The organism is Flavobacterium rhizosphaerae (genome assembly GCF_046000445.1).
Classification (GTDB): Bacteria; Bacteroidota; Bacteroidia; order Flavobacteriales; family Flavobacteriaceae; genus Flavobacterium; species Flavobacterium rhizosphaerae.
The window spans coordinates 41,625-57,884 of sequence record NZ_JBELPZ010000022.1 but is presented as its reverse complement, the minus strand read 5'-3'; the positions used below and the strand labels follow the sequence as shown (position 1 = coordinate 57,884).

The window sequence follows — 16,260 nt, the reverse complement described above, 5'->3', positions numbered from 1 at the left end:
ATACATATAAATCAGTAAATAAAGAGAAATCAGAATTGATTATAAAAAAAAGGAGCTGTCCCTTTTGAGACAGCCCCGTTTTTATTCCCCAAAAGCATTTTTTTTCTTTTCTGATAAAAAAATAATCTTTATTTTTCGGCCCGTAATCAATTATATTACCACCAACCAATGAAACTTACCGCCTGCAATATTTGCAACCAGGATAATGTGCCGCTTAACAATACGCTAAAAGTAAACGGGCAGGTACATTGCTCCAACTGTCTTGAAGAACATTTTTCGCATAAAGATATGCTACAGGACAAAGTTGTTGAAAAAGAGCATGACCCAACCGTGTGTTCTTTTTGTAATAAGGACTTTGAAGAAAAAGAGCTCGGCAAACTTTCGGTATACCCAACATGTGCCGACTGCCGCGAAGACATTAAGAAAAAAACATTTCCGCTTTGGGTAAAGGGCTTTTTTGCCGCTATAATTGTTATAGTAGTTTTTGCTTTTGTATGGAACTGGAAATATTATGCGGCTTATAATAACATACAGGACGCTTTTGCATATTCTGCCCTTGGCGATTACCATGCAGCCTTGGGGCAGATGGAAGCCGCTGAAGCAAAAGTACCGGAAGTATATGACCTGAGTGTGCTCAGCGCTTATTTTAGGGGTATAGATTTTTTAGCCAATAATAAAAGTGAACAGGCCCTTGAGGAGTTTAAAAAATGTGAAAATTACCTGCCGGAAGAAGGTTATGAGCTTACTAACCTTGTGCTACAGGCAAGAATGGGTGTTGCTTTTGATAAAAAGGATTATGACGGCTTTTTAGAAAGCGCGTTGCTTGAGTTAGATACAGATAGTACCCTAGCTGCAAATAACGCGGCAGTAGCTTCTGCCTATGCCTGTATTTATGCCAGTAAAGATGATGAAGCGGCAAAAGAAAAATCGCTGGAATACCTGGCTAAAGCGCAAGCGCTGGATACTGCCAATGCAGATAAAAATTATTATAACATTATTGAATACAGGCTGTCTTCCAAAAACATTATGAGCCGGGAAGAGTTTAATAAAAAATATCCGAACGGCTGGACAAAAAATTAAAAAGATATGTTTATACCAGGAGAAATAATTTCTATAGCAACCTTTCCGGGTGTCATAGTGCATGAATTTGCCCACATGTTTTTTTGTAAATTAAGAAAAGTGGCCGTATTTGATGCCTGCTATTTTAGGGTGGGTAACCCGGCGGGCTATGTGGTGCATGAAAGTACAGAAAACTTTTATGATACCTTTTTAATATCCATGGGTCCCTTTTTTGTAAATACTCTGTTATGCTTGCTTATTTGCTTACCGGCCTATATGCCTATTAAATTTTTTGAACTGACACACCCGCTTTCCTACTTTTTAATATGGCTTGGGGTGTCTATCGGTATGCACGCAATACCTTCTAATCAGGATGCAAATAATATTTATAACCAGGCTACAATTCATGCCGGGAGGGGGAATTTGCTGGCTATATTATCATTTCCTATTGTGGGTATAATATATGTGTTTAATGTACTTCGTTTTGTTTGGGGCGACCTTCTTTATGGCATAGCTATAGGTATTGGCATACCGTCTTTACTATTTGGTTAAAACTTGTGTTTAAACTATATAATATTAAGGTTAGGGATATCACCAACCTTTTTTAGTTTTAAAGTGGGGTGTAGAATACTGTACTAAAGTGTAGAATTATCTACACTTTTTTTATTTAGTAAAACAGGTAATGTTTTGATTTAGTGGGTGTAAATCGAGTTGGCACACCAATTGAAATTGTGAGTTGGGCAAATTTGGCTTTTGTGTTTTACTGCTGACTTTTGCTGCCATATATACTAACTCACACAGATATGAATACAGAATCATACATTGTTAAACAGCCTGCCCGAAAAGCACCTACCTCTTCCGGCACAGGTACCTCATCCGGCACCTATCTTTCAGCAGTTAATAAAAAAATTAAAAATACCAATGCGTTACGTGTTGCCGTACTTATCTGTACTTTTTTATTGCTGTGCAGTGCCGCTTTTTTAATTTATGAGTTGCAGCCGCAGTTTGAGCAACTCCGTTTTGACAGGCTCAAGTCTACATGGGGTTTTATGTTTATAGTAGTGGCTACAGGCCTGCTGGTATATAAACTTTTGTTTTTTCTGTATACAGTGGTTTTATACTTCAGGTACAAACCCGTACAATCGGTTACTGATGAAGCTTTGCCTGCCTGTACCATTATTGTTCCTGCTTATAATGAGGGGCGCCTGGTATATGATACGCTTATGAGCCTTATCCAAAGTGATTTTCCGCAGGAAAAATTACAGTTAATTTCTATTGACGACGGTAGTACAGATGATACCTGGTACTGGATGCAAAAAGCAAAGGAGGTGTTGGGAGACAGGATAGCTATTTTTCAGCAGCCTAAAAATATGGGTAAACGCCACGCCTTGTACCGCGGGTTTAAAATGGGTACCGGTGAAATTTTTGTAACGGTTGACAGCGACTCTATAGTTAAAACAGACACGTTGAGAAATTTGGTTAGCCCCTTTGTAGTGAATGAAAAATGTGGCGCGGTAGCGGGTAATGTACAGGTTTTAAATAATAAAAAAGGCATGATACCCAAAATGCTTAATGTAAGCTTTGTTATGAGCTTTGAGTTTATACGTTCTGCCGAAAGTGCACTGGGTTCAGTGCTTTGTACGCCGGGGGCACTTTCCGCCTATCGCAGCCAGGCAGTTTTTGCCTGCCTTAACGACTGGATAACCCAGACCTTTAAAGGGAAGCCTTCTGATATTGGCGAAGACCGCGCCATGACTAATATGATACTTAAGCAGGGCTACCATGTTTTGTTTCAGCGCAATGCCTATGTACTTACTAATGTGCCGGAAAGGTATAAGGGGCTTTATAAAATGTTTATCCGCTGGGGCAGGAGCAACGTGCGCGAAAACATTATGATGTCTAAATTTATTTTCCACAAATTCAGGGAGCAGTCACGCTTTGGTACACGGTTACTGTTTTTTAACCAGTGGCTAAGGCTTATTATGGCCTACCCGTTTGTTTTGCTGATGTTTATTTTTATACTAACACACCCGCTGTTGTTTTTTAGTTCAACGCTTTTCAGCATCTTAATAGTGTCCAGTTTTAGCGTGTTGTTTTATGCCAAAAGGTATACTATGGCAGGGTCGGTATGGGCATACAGCTATAGTATAATGTACACCTTTGCATTGTTCTGGATTACGCCTTATGCCATAGCCACCGCCAGCAGGAGAGGTTGGCTCACCAGGGGGTAATTAAATAATTTGTTTTTTCCGGATTAGTAGGCTTTCTCTATTAACCTTTGAATAGTAGTGTGATGTGAATGGCCCCTGATAAAGGGGCTGTTCTTTTTTTATGAGATAATGCAGCTAATTTTGCTGACTGTTGATATGCCCTTACTTACAGGTACATTTGATAAAAATAGCGTACTTTTGCACCACATTGTGAAACAAACCGGTATAGATGACAGAAGGAAATTTTGTAGATTACGTAAAAATTTATGCAGCCTCCGGCAAAGGGGGCAAGGGTTCTACACACCTGCACAGGGAGAAATTTATTGAAAAAGGAGGCCCTGATGGTGGTGATGGTGGCCGTGGCGGCCATGTATACCTTGTTGGGAATAAAAATTTGTGGACGTTGTTTCACCTTAAGTTTGCGCGCCATATTAAGGCGGGGCATGGCGGTGATGGCGGAAGCTCCCGCAGTACCGGAGCCGATGGTGATGATAAGTATATTGAGGTACCGCTGGGTACAGTGGTGAAAGACAGGGAGACCGGTGAGGTGCTTTTTGAAATTACCGAAGACGGTGAACAGAAAATATTAGTAAAAGGAGGTAAAGGCGGATTGGGCAACTGGCATTTTCGAAGCAGTACCAACCAAACCCCAAGGTATGCCCAGCCGGGGATGCCCAGTGAGGAGATGGATATAATACTGGAACTTAAGGTACTTGCCGATGTGGGCCTGGTAGGTTTTCCTAATGCAGGAAAGAGTACACTGCTGAGTGTGCTTACTTCTGCCAAGCCTAAAATTGCCGATTACCCGTTTACTACCCTAAAACCCAACCTGGGTATTGTGGCATACCGCGATTTTCAGAGTTTTGTAATTGCCGATATTCCCGGTATTATAGAGGGCGCTGCAGAAGGCAAGGGGCTTGGGCATTATTTTCTTCGCCATATAGAGCGCAACAGTACGCTGTTATTTCTTATACCTGCCGATGCTGAAGATATAAAAAAGGAATATGATATATTGCTGGACGAGCTTAGGCGTTACAATCCTGAGTTATTAGATAAAGACCGCCTGGTAGCTATTAGTAAAAGCGATATGCTGGATGAAGAATTACAGGCTGAGATGAAAAAGCAACTGGATGTGGAGTTTAAAGGGATACCGTATATGTTTATTTCGTCTGTAGCACAGCAGGGGTTAACCGAGCTTAAAGATAAGCTGTGGAAGATGCTGAATGTTGAAGCTAAAGGATAATATTTAAAAGAATACACTCTAAGATGATATACAAAAAAGCCGTTCTGCTGAGGAACGGCTTTTTTTATAATATTACATTTTAGGGATTCTTAATACCTGGCCTGGATAAATTTTATTCGGGTCTGTGAGCATGGGTTTATTTGCCTCAAAAATCACAGGATATTTTTGTACATCGCCATAAAATTTTCCGGCAATCTTAGAAAGCGAATCCCCGCTTACTACCGTGTAAAAATCTGATTCAGGTGTAGCTTCTGTTACTTTCATTTTGTTGTTTACAGCTTCTACACCGCTAACATTACCTACGGCAAGCGCAATTTTTTCGGCATCTGCCTGTTCTGCTACTTCGCCTTCGAGTGTTACAGTATCCTCGCTTGTTGTGATTTTTATATTCTTATAAGTAAGGCCAAGGCCTTTAACAAAATTCAGCAATTCACTGGCTTTTAGGCTCTCTTTTTCAGGTGCAGCATTGTTTATTTTTCCAAACAGCTGTGAACCTGCTTCCTTATTAAATGATAATGTTTTCATATTCGTTTTCTTGTTTTTACTAAAAGTACTATTTACTTTTATAAATGTAAATACCATATACATACATTTAAGAAAGGTTTAGCGGTAAACCAGCATAATTGTTAATATATAGTATAATGATATTAACCTTTATATATGCAAAGGCAATAAATAATAAATAGCTGATATTGGGTAAAATCGATTATTTTTGAACATGATTACCAATAAATATTTTATGGCAAAGTGTAAAAAAAGTACACTTTTGCTTTTAATTTGGATTACTACCGCTGCCTATACCCAGACAAAAGAGGAATGTGACTCCCTAACAAACCTTGCCGTAAAAGAAATTTTTCAGCAGGCAGATTACCCTTCGGCTATCCGGCACCTTAAAACCGCACAGGCTGCCGCAAAAAAGTACCACTACGGCAGGCAGTATTTTCTGGCAACCAATAACCTTGGCGCTGCCTGCTACCAAATGCTGGATTATGGTAATGCCATCCGCTATTACCTTGATGCCTACAATATTGCTATAGCCAATAATGAGCCGTTAGACGAAATGTCTGTTTTAAATAACATTGCCATTGTTTATGCACGTGAAGAAAACAGGGTTGCCGCAAAAGAATATTTTGAAAAATCGTATAAAATAGCCAGAAAGCAAAATATAAAATCGCGTATTAGCCTGTATGCTTCAAATATTGCTAAACTGAGCTTTGAAGAAGGCGACTTTGCAACGGCACGGCAATATGCTAAAGATGCTTTGGAAAATGTAAAGGATAACCCTGCGGTGACCATGAACACGGAGACAACGCTTTTGGAGATTCTTTTTGTTGAGAAGAAATATACAGAGGTGGTTGTTTCTTCTCGTAACCTTATTACGATTGCCCATAATAATAACCTGAGGGAATCTGAATCTGAATTGCAATTGCTGCTGTCTAAAGCGCTCCTTGAGATGGGAGATACCGGCCTTGCATCGGTTGAAATTGACAAAGGGCTGCAAAATGCCGCAAATGAAGAATTCCGGCTTGATTTTTTTGAACTGGAATCAAAGCTTGCATTAATTACGCATAATATTACTGCGCTTTATAATGCAAAAGACAGTATTGTTAAACTTAATAATTACATCAGCATCAATAAAAACAGGGAGATATTAGAAAATTCTAGATTACAGTTTGAACTGGCTTCATCCAACCACGAATTGGAGATTAACCGTGAAAAATCGGCAAGCCAAAAAAAGCTGTATATTATCAGTACGATATTTCTTGTATTGGTTTTATTGGTTTTTGGATGGGCATTTTACAAAAAAAACCAGGTTGCAAAGCAAAAAAAAGAGCTTGCGGAAAGTAACCTTAAAATAGCGGACCTGGAGTTAGAACGCGAACGGCAAAAAACCAATATCCTTAACCAGAAGATGAAGGAAAAGGAACTGCTTAACGAACTGGAAAAGGAAAAGCTGCGGGATAAACAACGAAAACTTAAGCATGAAATAGAAGAACGTAACAGGCAATTATCAGATAAAATACTGTTTCAGACTACCCGTAATGAACTCATAGAGGATATAATTGAAAAGGTAGCCGGATTACCACAGGTAAAAAATGACGAACAAATGCTGCGTTCTGTAAACAGCCTTAAATCGCACCTTAAAGAAGATGCCCGATGGGATGAGTTTACTTCTAATTTTGAAAATGTAAACAGCGATTTTTTACTCCGGCTAAAAAAGTCACACCCTGAAATTAATGCAAATGATGTGAGGTTTCTTTCATTTGTATATCTTAACCTTTCTTCTAAAGAAATTGCATCCTTATTAAATATATCTCCTGAAAGCTCCCGAAAGCGGAAAGAACGGATTAGCAAAAAAATTGGGGTGCCCAGTGGTGAATCTCTTTATAATTACCTTTCAACACTCTAATGTCACAAAATGTCACACCTGATGTCACAACATGTAACCTCTTGGTTTTTTGGATAGCGTAAAATTTTCCGGTTCTTAGCAGGGTTGTATTTACAATCTATTAATTTAAAAACCACAGAAATTTTACAATTATGAAATTAAAACTATTTTTAGCAGCTTGTATAGCATGTACATTTTTTGCACATGCCCAGGATGTGGAAACACCTGTTATTGAAACTGACACCCCACTACTTTGCCCAAGTGAAGATTCTTACGGTACCGCTACCATAACCAACGATGAAACTTATGACAGTTATCAATGGTACTTTAAATATATGTTTTTTGATGAGGAGTTTGACCCCATTGAGGGCGCTACCGGTGCATCTTTTACGTATGACTGGTATACTTATGATGTGTCTTATATTAAAGTTGTGGCAACTAAAGATGGGGTAACGTATGAGTCAAACGAAATTTTGGTAGACAGCTATGCGTGGGCCAGCCTTTTTGTAGCAACCGAATCAAGCGAAGATGTTGTTTTTGACCCTGATGCGCAACAATTTCTTATTTGCGAGGATAGTTACATGATTAATACCGTAAACAGCCCTTATTCTGTAATACAGTGGTATAAAAACGGTGAGGCTATTGAAGGTGCTACTGATGTAACGTATACCATTACCGAACCGGGTTCATATTATGTTGTGGCTGCGCCGGAGTATTGCCCTAATGTAACAAGTACATCATTAACTTTTGAAGTTGCACAAAACCCCGACTGCCAGACTGCCGCATTACCTGATAACAGTTTAAAAACTATAGGGCTTACTAAAAACCCGGTACATGATGTGTTATCTTTTACAGTAGGTAACAACCTGGCTGTAAATTCGGTTGATGTATATTCATTAAGCGGACAAAAAATTAATGTAACTGCACTTAATGCAGATAATACACAGTTTGATATAAGCCATCTTGCAACCGGGCTTTACTTTGTGAAAATAAGTACTGCGGAAGGAAGCAAATCAATTAAGTTTCTTAAGAATTAATAATACATTCTAAATCATTAAAAAATGCCTTTCATCACGAAAGGCATTTTTTTTGTTTTATATTCCATAAAATATAGTGAAGCGTCTATTGGTAGAGTTCTGTTCTGATAGCAACCAGTAATTTTTCAATTTTTACCAAATCTGGTTTTTCAGGGAGCGAAGAATTGGTATAAGCTTGTTCTATATCAGCAAGTAATTGATTTGCTGTTTCCATAATATTATTGTATTCGATAAGTCCGGATTTAATTTTAAGCAGTTCATCCCGGTTGTTTACCCTTACGTTTAGCTTGCCTTCCGTAAGTATTTGTTTAGCAGACTGCAAAAGTCTTATCGTATGCATCATGTTTTTTGAATCATAATTCTTGCCATGTTGGCTATTGGTGTTATAACGGTCATTATTGCGTTTATCTACCCATTCCCAATATTCTTTATACTCTTTGCAATAGGAAGAATAAGCATCTTTATTACAATAGAGATAAGCGGTTTGCTGCTCGTCTTTAGGGATAGACGATAGTAATACCTGATTAGATTCAGTACTTTTTATAATGCCTTTATAGCCCAAAGTTTTTTGCTTATCAATATAAAGTGCAAACATATCTTTAGAATGTGGAATGTTTACCAATCCACATTGTTGCTGCTCAAGTTTATTCTCTGCAAGCCAGTCGTTCAATGAGATTGTACCGGGGCCGGAAAGCACATAACAAAAATCAATGAGGCTTTTACGCTCTTTTGCAATAGGATTTACGATTTTCTTTTTAAGTCCGGTAGCTTTTTTTATTTGTGTGGCTGCATAACCTGCGAAAGTATCTTTACAAAGTTTTGAAAGAAAGTCTGTAATATGTAGCTTTTCCATAATAGGATGGCTATATAGTACACAGTCATCAGGCGATGCAAGCAATTCCAATATATTGGGGTTGTTTTTACTTAGCAATTCAATATAACGGCCAATCTCATTGTATACAATATCATTTGTTTCATTATTAATCTGCGGAATATATTCCATGCCAAAAAACTTTTCTTTTGGCAGATAAAATACACCTTTAATATCCGTATCAGATGTAGGTGTATCAAGCCCAAAAGACCTGCTTCCTACAATAGCCTCAAACAAAATTAGATTTTGGTCTTTTAAATCCTGTATTGTCATTTACTTTGTATTTCTGTCCTGAAAAATTCCTCTAGTTTTTCATTTACTTTCTTTCCCGAGGGTAACGACGCAGCATTTTTTTGATTATAGGCTATAATTTCCTTAAGGTAGTTGGTTATTAGTACTTCCTTTGGATGCAGGTATTTTTCGTCCTGTACAGCTTTTATTTCAAGTAATTCATCAGTTTTTTGTTGAATATGGGCCGGTGCAAGCGGTATTAGCTCTTTAAAAGCCACAGGAGGAATAGTTTTATTGTCTACTATCCATTTTCCGGCAAGGGCAGAACGCAATGCATAGAAATAACTTTTAAGCTTAACCTTTTCGGCTTCGCATACCTCCATAAAGTTTTTGGTAGTACCTAGGTAATGATGAAGGGTTGCTATGGGAGAAAAGGTTTCTTTTGCTAAAGCCTGCATTTTTGATGAAAAAACAACATCTGTTTTATAAACAACGGGTGGGAAAAGCCACTCCAGCAAGGCCCCGTTTGACTTGGCCAAAAGTTTTAAGGTTTTATTTAAATCCCACCCGGAGCCATCAAGGTCTTCATTAGTCATAAACTCTATAGTGTCTTGTTTCTCCCAAAGGTTAAGATATTCCTGTGTTTGCCTTTTATAAATAAATCTAATATCATAATCGCTATCCGGACTGGCAAATCCCCAGGCACGGCTTCCTGACTCAACCGCATGTAATATTTTAATATTATGCTGTTTTTCAATTTCAGACAGTTTGTTCAGTATAGTTTGTTGCATTGGAATTTTAATAGTTATAAATACAAACTTACATTTTTAAATTCTATTCGTTACTTTTGGGTTAAAATATACACTGTAAAGAAATTCCCAGTAAATGCGTACACATTTTATCGCCATAGGGGGCGCTGCCATGCACAACCTGGCGCTTGCCCTGCACCATAAAGGATATAAAGTAACCGGCAGCGATGATGCTATTTTTGAACCCAGCCGCACCCGTCTTGAAAAGGCCGGGTTGCTGCCAGCCGAACTTGGCTGGCGCCCTGAACGCATTACACCTGATATTGAAGCGGTAATTTTAGGTATGCATGCCAAAGGCGATAACCCCGAACTGGTACGCGCCAAAGAGCTTGGGCTTACTATATACAGCTATCCTGAATTTTTATATGAGCAGAGTAAAAATAAAACCCGTGTAGTTATTGGGGGGAGCCATGGCAAAACCACCATTACCAGTATGATACTGCATGTAATGCATTACAATAACCGTGAAGTAGATTATATGGTGGGGGCGCAGCTGGAAGGCTTTGATACTATGGTACACCTTACAGAGGAAAATGACTTTATTGTGCTGGAAGGCGACGAGTATCTTTCTTCACCAATAGATTTAAGGCCTAAGTTTCACTTGTACCAACCCAATATAGCGTTGATTAGCGGTATAGCCTGGGATCATATCAATGTATTTCCTACCTATGATAATTATGTAGAACAGTTTGAAATATTCATTCAGAAAATTACTAACGGCGGTATTTTAGTGTATAATGAAGATGATGCCGAAGTGAAGCGTGTGGCAGAAGCGGCTACAAACCCCATCCGGAAAATACCCTATACCACACCGGAATATACCGTTGAAAATGGTGTAACTTTATTGGAAACGCCCGATGGCCCAATGCCTATTGAGGTATTTGGGGCGCATAACCTGAATAACCTTGCCGGGGCAAAATGGATATGCCAGTGCATGGGGGTAGATGAAGCCGAATTTTACGAAGCCATTGCCACGTTTAAAGGGGCAAGTAAACGCCTTGAAAAAATTGCCGAAAACGGTAAAAATGTAGCGTATAAAGATTTTGCCCATTCGCCCAGTAAGGTAGCGGCAACCACCAAAGCGGTAAAACAGCAATACCCCGATAAAACCCTTATTGCCTGCCTGGAGCTGCATACCTACAGCAGCCTGAATGCCGAATTTTTGAAAGAATACCAGGGCGCGCTTGATGCAGCCGATGTTGCCGTGGTATTTTATAGTCCCGACGCGGTTAAGATAAAGCAGCTTGAAGAAGTAACCTACGAACAGATAGCTGAAGCCTTTAACCGTGAAGACTTAATAATCTATACTAATCCTGCTGCCTTTAAGCAATATTTGTACGGACTAAAATATGATGCCAGTGGTGCGGCCCTGTTACTTATGAGCAGCGGCAATTATGGCGGACTTAATTTTGATGAGGTGAAGGAACTTATTTAGTTGAAAAGGGTTCAAAGCCAAAAGTTGTAAAGTTTTAATGCCAACCTTAAACTTTGAACCTGAAATCTGAAACAAAATTACTTCCCATACCTATAATGCCCCGATATTTTGTAGTCAAAAAGTACATCTTCCATTACCTGCCCTGCACCTATATTATGTACAATTTTATAACGCCCTCTGGCTCCTTTTACATCTACTACCAGACCAATATGCGTAATTTTTGGGGTAAGGTTCCAGGTTACAATATCGCCCGGCTTATAATCGGCAGCGTTTTGGGTAACTGGTAAAGAAATTCCTTTACGGCTGAAGAACACCTGTAAATTAGGCACACGCCGGTGGTCTATATTGGTGTCAGGCCCCTTCAGGCCCCATTTTTTAGGGTATTTGCTAAAGTTGACCTTCATGTCTTCGTGTACCTCTTTTTGCAGGTCGATCCCCAGTTTGCGGTAGGCGCGTATCACTACATCGGTACAAACGCCTTTGCCTTTGGGTACATCGCCATTAGGGTAAGGTATAGAGTAATAGGCAGGGTCATACTCAACTTTATCTTTGGTGAGCGCTATGGCGGCATCAGAAAGCTTGTGGTAAAAATCGGTTTGTTGCGTTGGGGCAGTTAGCAGTAAAAATAAAAGGACAAGTTGTTTCATGCTTAATTGGTTTATATACATAACGTTACCCTTGTTTATATAGTGTGTTGCGGTATAATGTATTTTATTTATCTTTAGCCCACAACCAGTAAAACCATGGAAGAAACACCAACCGGCTTCTCAATTAAATTTTGGGCAGAAGACGACAAGCCCCGCGAAAAACTGATGCTTAAGGGCAAAGCCGCCCTGAGCGATGCCGAATTGATTGCCATACTCATAGGTTCCGGCAGCCGTAATGAAAGTGCGGTAGAGCTTAGCAAGCGTATACTTAAAAGCGCTGATAATAACCTGAATGCCCTGGGGAAACTATCGGTTAAGCAACTTATGAATTTTAAAGGTATAGGCGAAGCCAAAGCCGTAAGTATAGCCGCTGCTATGGAACTGGGCCGCCGCAGGCGCGAGGAAGATGTACTGGATTTAAAACAGATTACCAGCAGCCGCTCCGTATTTGAAATCATGCAGCCGATTATAGGCGAACTGCCCCATGAGGAATTCTGGATTATTTACCTCAATAATTCCAATAAAGTAATTTACAAAACACAGTTGAGTAAGGGCGGGCTTACCGGTACAATTGTAGATGTACGTTTGGTATATAAAACAGCATTAGAACATAATGCCGTAGCTATAATTTTAGTACACAACCACCCCAGTGGCGTACTAAAACCCAGTGAGCAGGACAAACAGGTTACCCGCCAGTTAAAGGCTGCAGGCCATGCACTGGATGTTAAAGTGCTGGACCACGTAATTGTAACCGAGCACAGCTACATGAGCTTTGCCGATGAAGGGATTTTGTAGCTGCAAGCTGTCAACTTTAAGCAATTAGCTCGATAATAAGTATTTTCTATACTGCTTATAACTTAATATTGATACCTGATATATACTTTCTGAAAGCTGACAGCTAATAGCCAGCCATTAATTAAACTGCCTGCGGTATTCGAGCGGACTCATATTGGCTTTTGCCTTAAACAGTTTGCTAAACGACTGTGAATGTTCAAAACCCAGCTTAAAAGCAATTTCACTTACCGAGAGGTTTGTGGTTGCAAGGGTTTCTTTTGCTTTTTCAATCAGTTTATTGTGTATATGCTGCTGTGCATTCTGTCCGGTATGGGCACGCAGCATATCACTAAGGTATCCCGGCGAAACATTTAAGTGATCTGCAAGGTCTTTTACGCGTGGCAGGCAGTGTTCTTCACTATTAAAATATTCCGTAAGCAATTGCTCCATTTTTATAATAAGGTCGGTATTTGCCTGTTTGCGGGTAATAAACTGGCGGTTATAAAAACGGTTGCTGTAATTGAGGAGTAGTTCAATTTGTGATATTATTACATCCTGGCTAAAGCGGTCTATAGGTTGTTCATATTCCTTTTGTATGGCATGCATTACATTATTTACCTGTGTTTCCTCTACTTCAGAAAGGTGAAGCGCCTCATGGATAGCATAAGAGAAAAATCCATAATCTTTAATATTTCTATCAAGTCCGTACCCCCTTAAAAAATCAGGGTGAAACACCAGCCACATGCCGTTTACACTTATATCGCTGCCCTCTGTGCTTATAACCTGGCCGGGAGAGAAAAATGTCATAATACCATTATCAAAATCATAATAATGCTGACCGTATTTCATCCTGCCCGTAAAATCGCGCTTGGTACAAACAGAGTAAAAATTATACAGCAGGCTGTCTATGCCCCGGTTAATAGTGCAGGGCACCTCTTTCAGGTTTATAACGCTTACCAGAGGATGCAGGGGTTTTGGTAAATCCAGTTCCCTGTGGAGGTCTGATATGGTGTTGAGTACCAATGGCGGTGGTGCTGTTTTTTTCATAGCTTATAGGTTTGTAATAGGGAAAGCTACCGTAAAGATAGCTTTTTCCCTATCGAAATTAAAGATTAACAAGGGTCATTCCCCAATCATCATAACGCTGGCCTGTATCTGTACCTAACGGAATGATACTTTCCAGCCTTTGCATTTCTTCCGGGGATATTGTTACATCGGCAGCAGCCAGGTTTTGCTCCACATATTTTATGCGTTTGGTTCCAGGTATGGGGACGAAACCTTTATTAACCGACCACGCTATAGCTAACTGAGATGGCGTAACGCCTTTTTCGGCAGCCATTTTTTGTATGGCATCCAGCAAGTCAAGGTTTTTATAAAATTGTTCACCCTGAAAGCGCGGTATGGTGCGGCGGAAATCATTTTCCGGAAAATCGTCAGGGCTTTTTATATCGCCGGAAATAAACCCGCGCCCAAGCGGAGAATAGGGTACAAAACCAATACCCAGTTCTTTCAGGGTATCTATTATGCCCGCCTCTTCAACACTGCGCTCAAATAACGAATATTCACTTTGCAATGCAGTTATGGGGTGCACGGCATGTGCCCTGCGAATGGTTTCGCTGGCCACTTCACTCAGGCCTATATAGCGTACCTTTCCTTCTTTCACCAGTGCAGCCATAGCGTCTACGGTTTCTTCAATTGGTGTTTCCGGGTCAAGGCGGTGCATATAGTACAAATCAATATAATCGGTATTCAGGTTTTTTAAAGAACGCTCGGCTGCCTTTTTTACATAATCGGCTTTGCCGTTAATACGCCAGGTTATTTGCTCGTTATCATCAATTTCCCAGGCAAATTTTGTGGCTATAGTATAGCTGTCCCTGTTGCCGGCAATGGCTTTTGCTACAAGGCGTTCATTAATTAAGGGCCCGTAAAGGTCGGCTGTATCTAACAAATTACCGCCAAGTTCTAAAGACCGGTGTATTGTGGCAATAGCTTCTTTTTCATCGGCCTTACCATAAATATCATTACCTGCAATAGTAGTCATCCCCATGCAGCCAAGGCCTACGGCGGGTACCTGCAGCCCCTGTTGTCCTAAGTTTACTTTTTTTATGCTCATAATTTTTTTGTTATGTATTATATACTGCAAAGTTGCAGCCGTTAAACCGTTTATTTGTAGCCGTATTACTTCAGCTTGTAGCCAAATTGGGTTTTAATAAAAACTCCCCGGTAATAGGGGAGCTTTCATCACTATTTATTTGCTATAAAAGGCGCTTGTTTACTATAGGAGCTGTCATGCATTTGGTGAATTAAAAATCTTGCCAGCGCCGGGGCAGCAATAGCAGTACCGGGGCAGTCTTCCAGGCTTACGGCAATATCAGGATTTTCATCAACAAGTTGTATTATGGGCAGGCGTACCATTGTCCAGTCTGAATTGCTTTTAGTAAGCAATTCATATTCCTGCTGCTGGTTTTTTGTAGAAACAGGATAGTTATTGTACATCCATTCTGTAGCTGCTTTTGAAGCACCTCCCTTAGCATCAAAAGGCGTGTCAACATTTAACCCGGTAGTAACTATGTACCGGTTACTGCCGGTTTCAGCCATAGCTTTAAGTATATGGCTGGTTGCTATAGTGAATATATCCGGTGCACTGGGTGGGATGCCCAAACCTAAAGTGCTTATAACGGCATCGCAACTCTGTAGGCATTGCACAACAGCCTTATAATCCTGCACGGTACCAACAACAGTTTCAATGGCGTTATGTGATATAGCACGCTCAGGATTGCGCACCAGCATTTTAATGTTGTAATTACAATGTAAAAGGGTGTTTACCAGGTAACGTCCTGATTTTCCGGTGCCGCCAATAACGGCAACTTTTTTATGTGTTTTCATGATTTCTCTTTATTAAAAATTTAAAATAGATAAAGCAGGGGGCAAATGCAGAAGGTATGCCCCGTACAGCCTGAAAAGGCCGATCAACTGAATATTTTATAAAGAGATTCTGATAGCTCAAAAATAGTCAACTTTTTGAAATTCAGCTATGGTGTGCAAAATTATTTTAATAAAACTTTATATTAGGGCTTTGTTAATCTTTTTCGTATTACACAGCATGATGTGTAATTTTATATAAAAAAATAGGCTATGGACTATACTATGACCTTTTACTGTAAAGATTGTCTCTCGCTGCCCGAGGATAAAAGGTTGCGCCAAAACCAGGTTCAGCAGCAGGTGCTGGAAAAAATGAATAACCGCCAGCTTGAACTGGTTGATTTTAACCGTACCGAAAATTACAGTAATTCTGTGGGATATGATGAAAGGGCAAATGATAATAAAACCCTGATTGAAATAAAATTGCAGCTTGATAAACGGGATTTAAAAAGCCGTGATGCAATATTTAATAAGTGCTTTGTGGCCATGCGCCAGAATGAACTGCAACTTAGGGATTATTCAGGCTTTGAAGATAAAGACAACAGCGGGGTACAAAATATTTTTGTTTTTGAAAGAAAAAAGCACGCCGAGGCATCATAATGCTGTCTTAACAATGCATTAACTACTCTTTGG

16 protein-coding genes are annotated in these 16,260 nt (G+C 39.7%); 9 read left to right on the top strand and 7 right to left on the bottom strand.

The annotated features are described in order from the left end of the window. Positions 1 to 168 precede the first annotated feature (168 nt). The 4 genes from ABS766_RS15580 (at position 169) to obgE (ending at position 4,512) form a co-directional block, all read left to right on the top strand. Positions 169 to 1,080: a hypothetical protein gene (locus ABS766_RS15580; protein WP_408086120.1), complete on the top strand. Its 912-nt coding sequence runs from the start codon at positions 169 to 171 to the stop codon at positions 1,078 to 1,080. 6 nt (positions 1,081 to 1,086) lie between these two features. Further along, positions 1,087 to 1,611: a hypothetical protein gene (locus ABS766_RS15575; protein ID WP_408086119.1), complete on the top strand. Its 525-nt coding sequence runs from the start codon at positions 1,087 to 1,089 to the stop codon at positions 1,609 to 1,611. A 251-nt stretch (positions 1,612 to 1,862) separates the two neighbouring features. Next, a complete protein-coding gene (locus tag ABS766_RS15570; protein ID WP_408086118.1) occupies positions 1,863 to 3,290 on the top strand; it encodes a glycosyltransferase in 1,428 nt (475 codons plus the stop codon). Between the two features lie 208 nt (positions 3,291 to 3,498). Then, positions 3,499 to 4,512, top strand: a complete 1,014-nt coding sequence (gene obgE / locus ABS766_RS15565) for a GTPase ObgE (RefSeq protein WP_408086117.1) — start codon at positions 3,499 to 3,501, stop codon at positions 4,510 to 4,512. A gap of 72 nt (positions 4,513 to 4,584) precedes the next feature. On the opposite strand, the gene lysM is transcribed toward obgE, so the two are convergent. Continuing rightward, positions 4,585 to 5,037, bottom strand: a complete 453-nt coding sequence (gene lysM, locus ABS766_RS15560) for a peptidoglycan-binding protein LysM (RefSeq protein WP_408086116.1) — start codon at positions 5,035 to 5,037, stop codon at positions 4,585 to 4,587. A 214-nt stretch (positions 5,038 to 5,251) separates the two neighbouring features. Between lysM and ABS766_RS15555 the strand changes: the two genes are divergently transcribed. Both ABS766_RS15555 and ABS766_RS15550 read left to right on the top strand, forming a co-directional pair. Further along, positions 5,252 to 6,922 (top strand): tetratricopeptide repeat protein, encoded by a 1,671-nt coding sequence (locus tag ABS766_RS15555; protein WP_408086115.1) that lies wholly within the window; start codon positions 5,252 to 5,254, stop codon positions 6,920 to 6,922. A gap of 131 nt (positions 6,923 to 7,053) precedes the next feature. Then, entirely contained in the window at positions 7,054 to 7,938 is an 885-nt protein-coding gene (locus ABS766_RS15550; RefSeq protein ID WP_408086114.1) for a T9SS type A sorting domain-containing protein, read from the top strand. Positions 7,939 to 8,023: 85 nt separating this feature from the next. On the opposite strand, the gene ABS766_RS15545 is transcribed toward ABS766_RS15550, so the two are convergent. Then, the gene (locus ABS766_RS15545) at positions 8,024 to 9,082 is read right to left on the bottom strand and encodes a nucleotidyltransferase domain-containing protein (protein WP_408086113.1); all 1,059 of its coding nucleotides are present in this window, start codon (positions 9,080 to 9,082) and stop codon (positions 8,024 to 8,026) included. Next, positions 9,079 to 9,831, bottom strand: coding sequence for a nucleotidyltransferase domain-containing protein (locus ABS766_RS15540; RefSeq protein ID WP_408086112.1), 753 nt, complete (start codon positions 9,829 to 9,831; stop codon positions 9,079 to 9,081). The genes ABS766_RS15545 and ABS766_RS15540 overlap by 4 nt, the downstream gene beginning before the upstream one ends. Positions 9,832 to 9,925: 94 nt before the next feature. Here ABS766_RS15540 and ABS766_RS15535 point away from each other — a divergent pair, with 94 nt between their 5' ends. Then, positions 9,926 to 11,284 (top strand): UDP-N-acetylmuramate--L-alanine ligase, encoded by a 1,359-nt coding sequence (locus ABS766_RS15535; protein ID WP_408086111.1) that lies wholly within the window; start codon positions 9,926 to 9,928, stop codon positions 11,282 to 11,284. Between the two features lie 77 nt (positions 11,285 to 11,361). Here the strand turns inward: ABS766_RS15535 and ABS766_RS15530 are convergent, their stop codons facing one another. Then, positions 11,362 to 11,931, bottom strand: a complete 570-nt coding sequence (locus ABS766_RS15530) for a DUF1287 domain-containing protein (protein WP_408086110.1) — start codon at positions 11,929 to 11,931, stop codon at positions 11,362 to 11,364. 96 nt (positions 11,932 to 12,027) lie between these two features. Between ABS766_RS15530 and radC the strand changes: the two genes are divergently transcribed. Then, positions 12,028 to 12,726 carry a RadC family protein gene (gene radC, locus ABS766_RS15525; protein ID WP_408086109.1) on the top strand — a complete coding sequence of 233 codons (699 nt, stop codon included), beginning with the start codon at positions 12,028 to 12,030 and terminating at the stop codon, positions 12,724 to 12,726. A 117-nt stretch (positions 12,727 to 12,843) separates the two neighbouring features. On the opposite strand, the gene ABS766_RS15520 is transcribed toward radC, so the two are convergent. From ABS766_RS15520 to ABS766_RS15510, 3 genes are all read right to left on the bottom strand, one after another. Beyond that, positions 12,844 to 13,752 carry a helix-turn-helix domain-containing protein gene (locus ABS766_RS15520; RefSeq protein ID WP_408086108.1) on the bottom strand — a complete coding sequence of 303 codons (909 nt, stop codon included), beginning with the start codon at positions 13,750 to 13,752 and terminating at the stop codon, positions 12,844 to 12,846. A 58-nt stretch (positions 13,753 to 13,810) separates the two neighbouring features. Continuing rightward, positions 13,811 to 14,818 (bottom strand): aldo/keto reductase, encoded by a 1,008-nt coding sequence (locus ABS766_RS15515; RefSeq protein ID WP_408086107.1) that lies wholly within the window; start codon positions 14,816 to 14,818, stop codon positions 13,811 to 13,813. Between the two features lie 131 nt (positions 14,819 to 14,949). Further along, entirely contained in the window at positions 14,950 to 15,591 is a 642-nt protein-coding gene (locus tag ABS766_RS15510) for an NAD(P)-dependent oxidoreductase (protein WP_408086106.1), read from the bottom strand. Positions 15,592 to 15,840: 249 nt separating this feature from the next. Between ABS766_RS15510 and ABS766_RS15505 the strand changes: the two genes are divergently transcribed. Next, positions 15,841 to 16,227: a hypothetical protein gene (locus ABS766_RS15505; RefSeq protein WP_408086105.1), complete on the top strand. Its 387-nt coding sequence runs from the start codon at positions 15,841 to 15,843 to the stop codon at positions 16,225 to 16,227. Positions 16,228 to 16,260 lie beyond the last annotated feature (33 nt).

Excerpts from the sequence above, each read along its gene's own strand:
- ABS766_RS15580 (WP_408086120.1), top strand. The coding sequence starts at position 169 with ATGAAACTTACCGCCTGCAATATTTGCAACCAGGATAATGTGCCGCTT.
- ABS766_RS15575 (WP_408086119.1), top strand. The coding sequence starts at position 1,087 with ATGTTTATACCAGGAGAAATAATTTCTATAGCAACCTTTCCGGGTGTC.
- ABS766_RS15570 (WP_408086118.1), top strand. The coding sequence starts at position 1,863 with ATGAATACAGAATCATACATTGTTAAACAGCCTGCCCGAAAAGCACCT.
- obgE (WP_408086117.1), top strand. The coding sequence starts at position 3,499 with ATGACAGAAGGAAATTTTGTAGATTACGTAAAAATTTATGCAGCCTCC.
- lysM (WP_408086116.1), bottom strand. The coding sequence starts at position 5,037 with ATGAAAACATTATCATTTAATAAGGAAGCAGGTTCACAGCTGTTTGGA.
- ABS766_RS15555 (WP_408086115.1), top strand. The coding sequence starts at position 5,252 with ATGGCAAAGTGTAAAAAAAGTACACTTTTGCTTTTAATTTGGATTACT.
- ABS766_RS15550 (WP_408086114.1), top strand. The coding sequence starts at position 7,054 with ATGAAATTAAAACTATTTTTAGCAGCTTGTATAGCATGTACATTTTTT.
- ABS766_RS15545 (WP_408086113.1), bottom strand. The coding sequence starts at position 9,082 with ATGACAATACAGGATTTAAAAGACCAAAATCTAATTTTGTTTGAGGCT.
- ABS766_RS15540 (WP_408086112.1), bottom strand. The coding sequence starts at position 9,831 with ATGCAACAAACTATACTGAACAAACTGTCTGAAATTGAAAAACAGCAT.
- ABS766_RS15535 (WP_408086111.1), top strand. The coding sequence starts at position 9,926 with ATGCGTACACATTTTATCGCCATAGGGGGCGCTGCCATGCACAACCTG.
- ABS766_RS15530 (WP_408086110.1), bottom strand. The coding sequence starts at position 11,931 with ATGAAACAACTTGTCCTTTTATTTTTACTGCTAACTGCCCCAACGCAA.
- radC (WP_408086109.1), top strand. The coding sequence starts at position 12,028 with ATGGAAGAAACACCAACCGGCTTCTCAATTAAATTTTGGGCAGAAGAC.
- ABS766_RS15520 (WP_408086108.1), bottom strand. The coding sequence starts at position 13,752 with ATGAAAAAAACAGCACCACCGCCATTGGTACTCAACACCATATCAGAC.
- ABS766_RS15515 (WP_408086107.1), bottom strand. The coding sequence starts at position 14,818 with ATGAGCATAAAAAAAGTAAACTTAGGACAACAGGGGCTGCAGGTACCC.
- ABS766_RS15510 (WP_408086106.1), bottom strand. The coding sequence starts at position 15,591 with ATGAAAACACATAAAAAAGTTGCCGTTATTGGCGGCACCGGAAAATCA.
- ABS766_RS15505 (WP_408086105.1), top strand. The coding sequence starts at position 15,841 with ATGGACTATACTATGACCTTTTACTGTAAAGATTGTCTCTCGCTGCCC.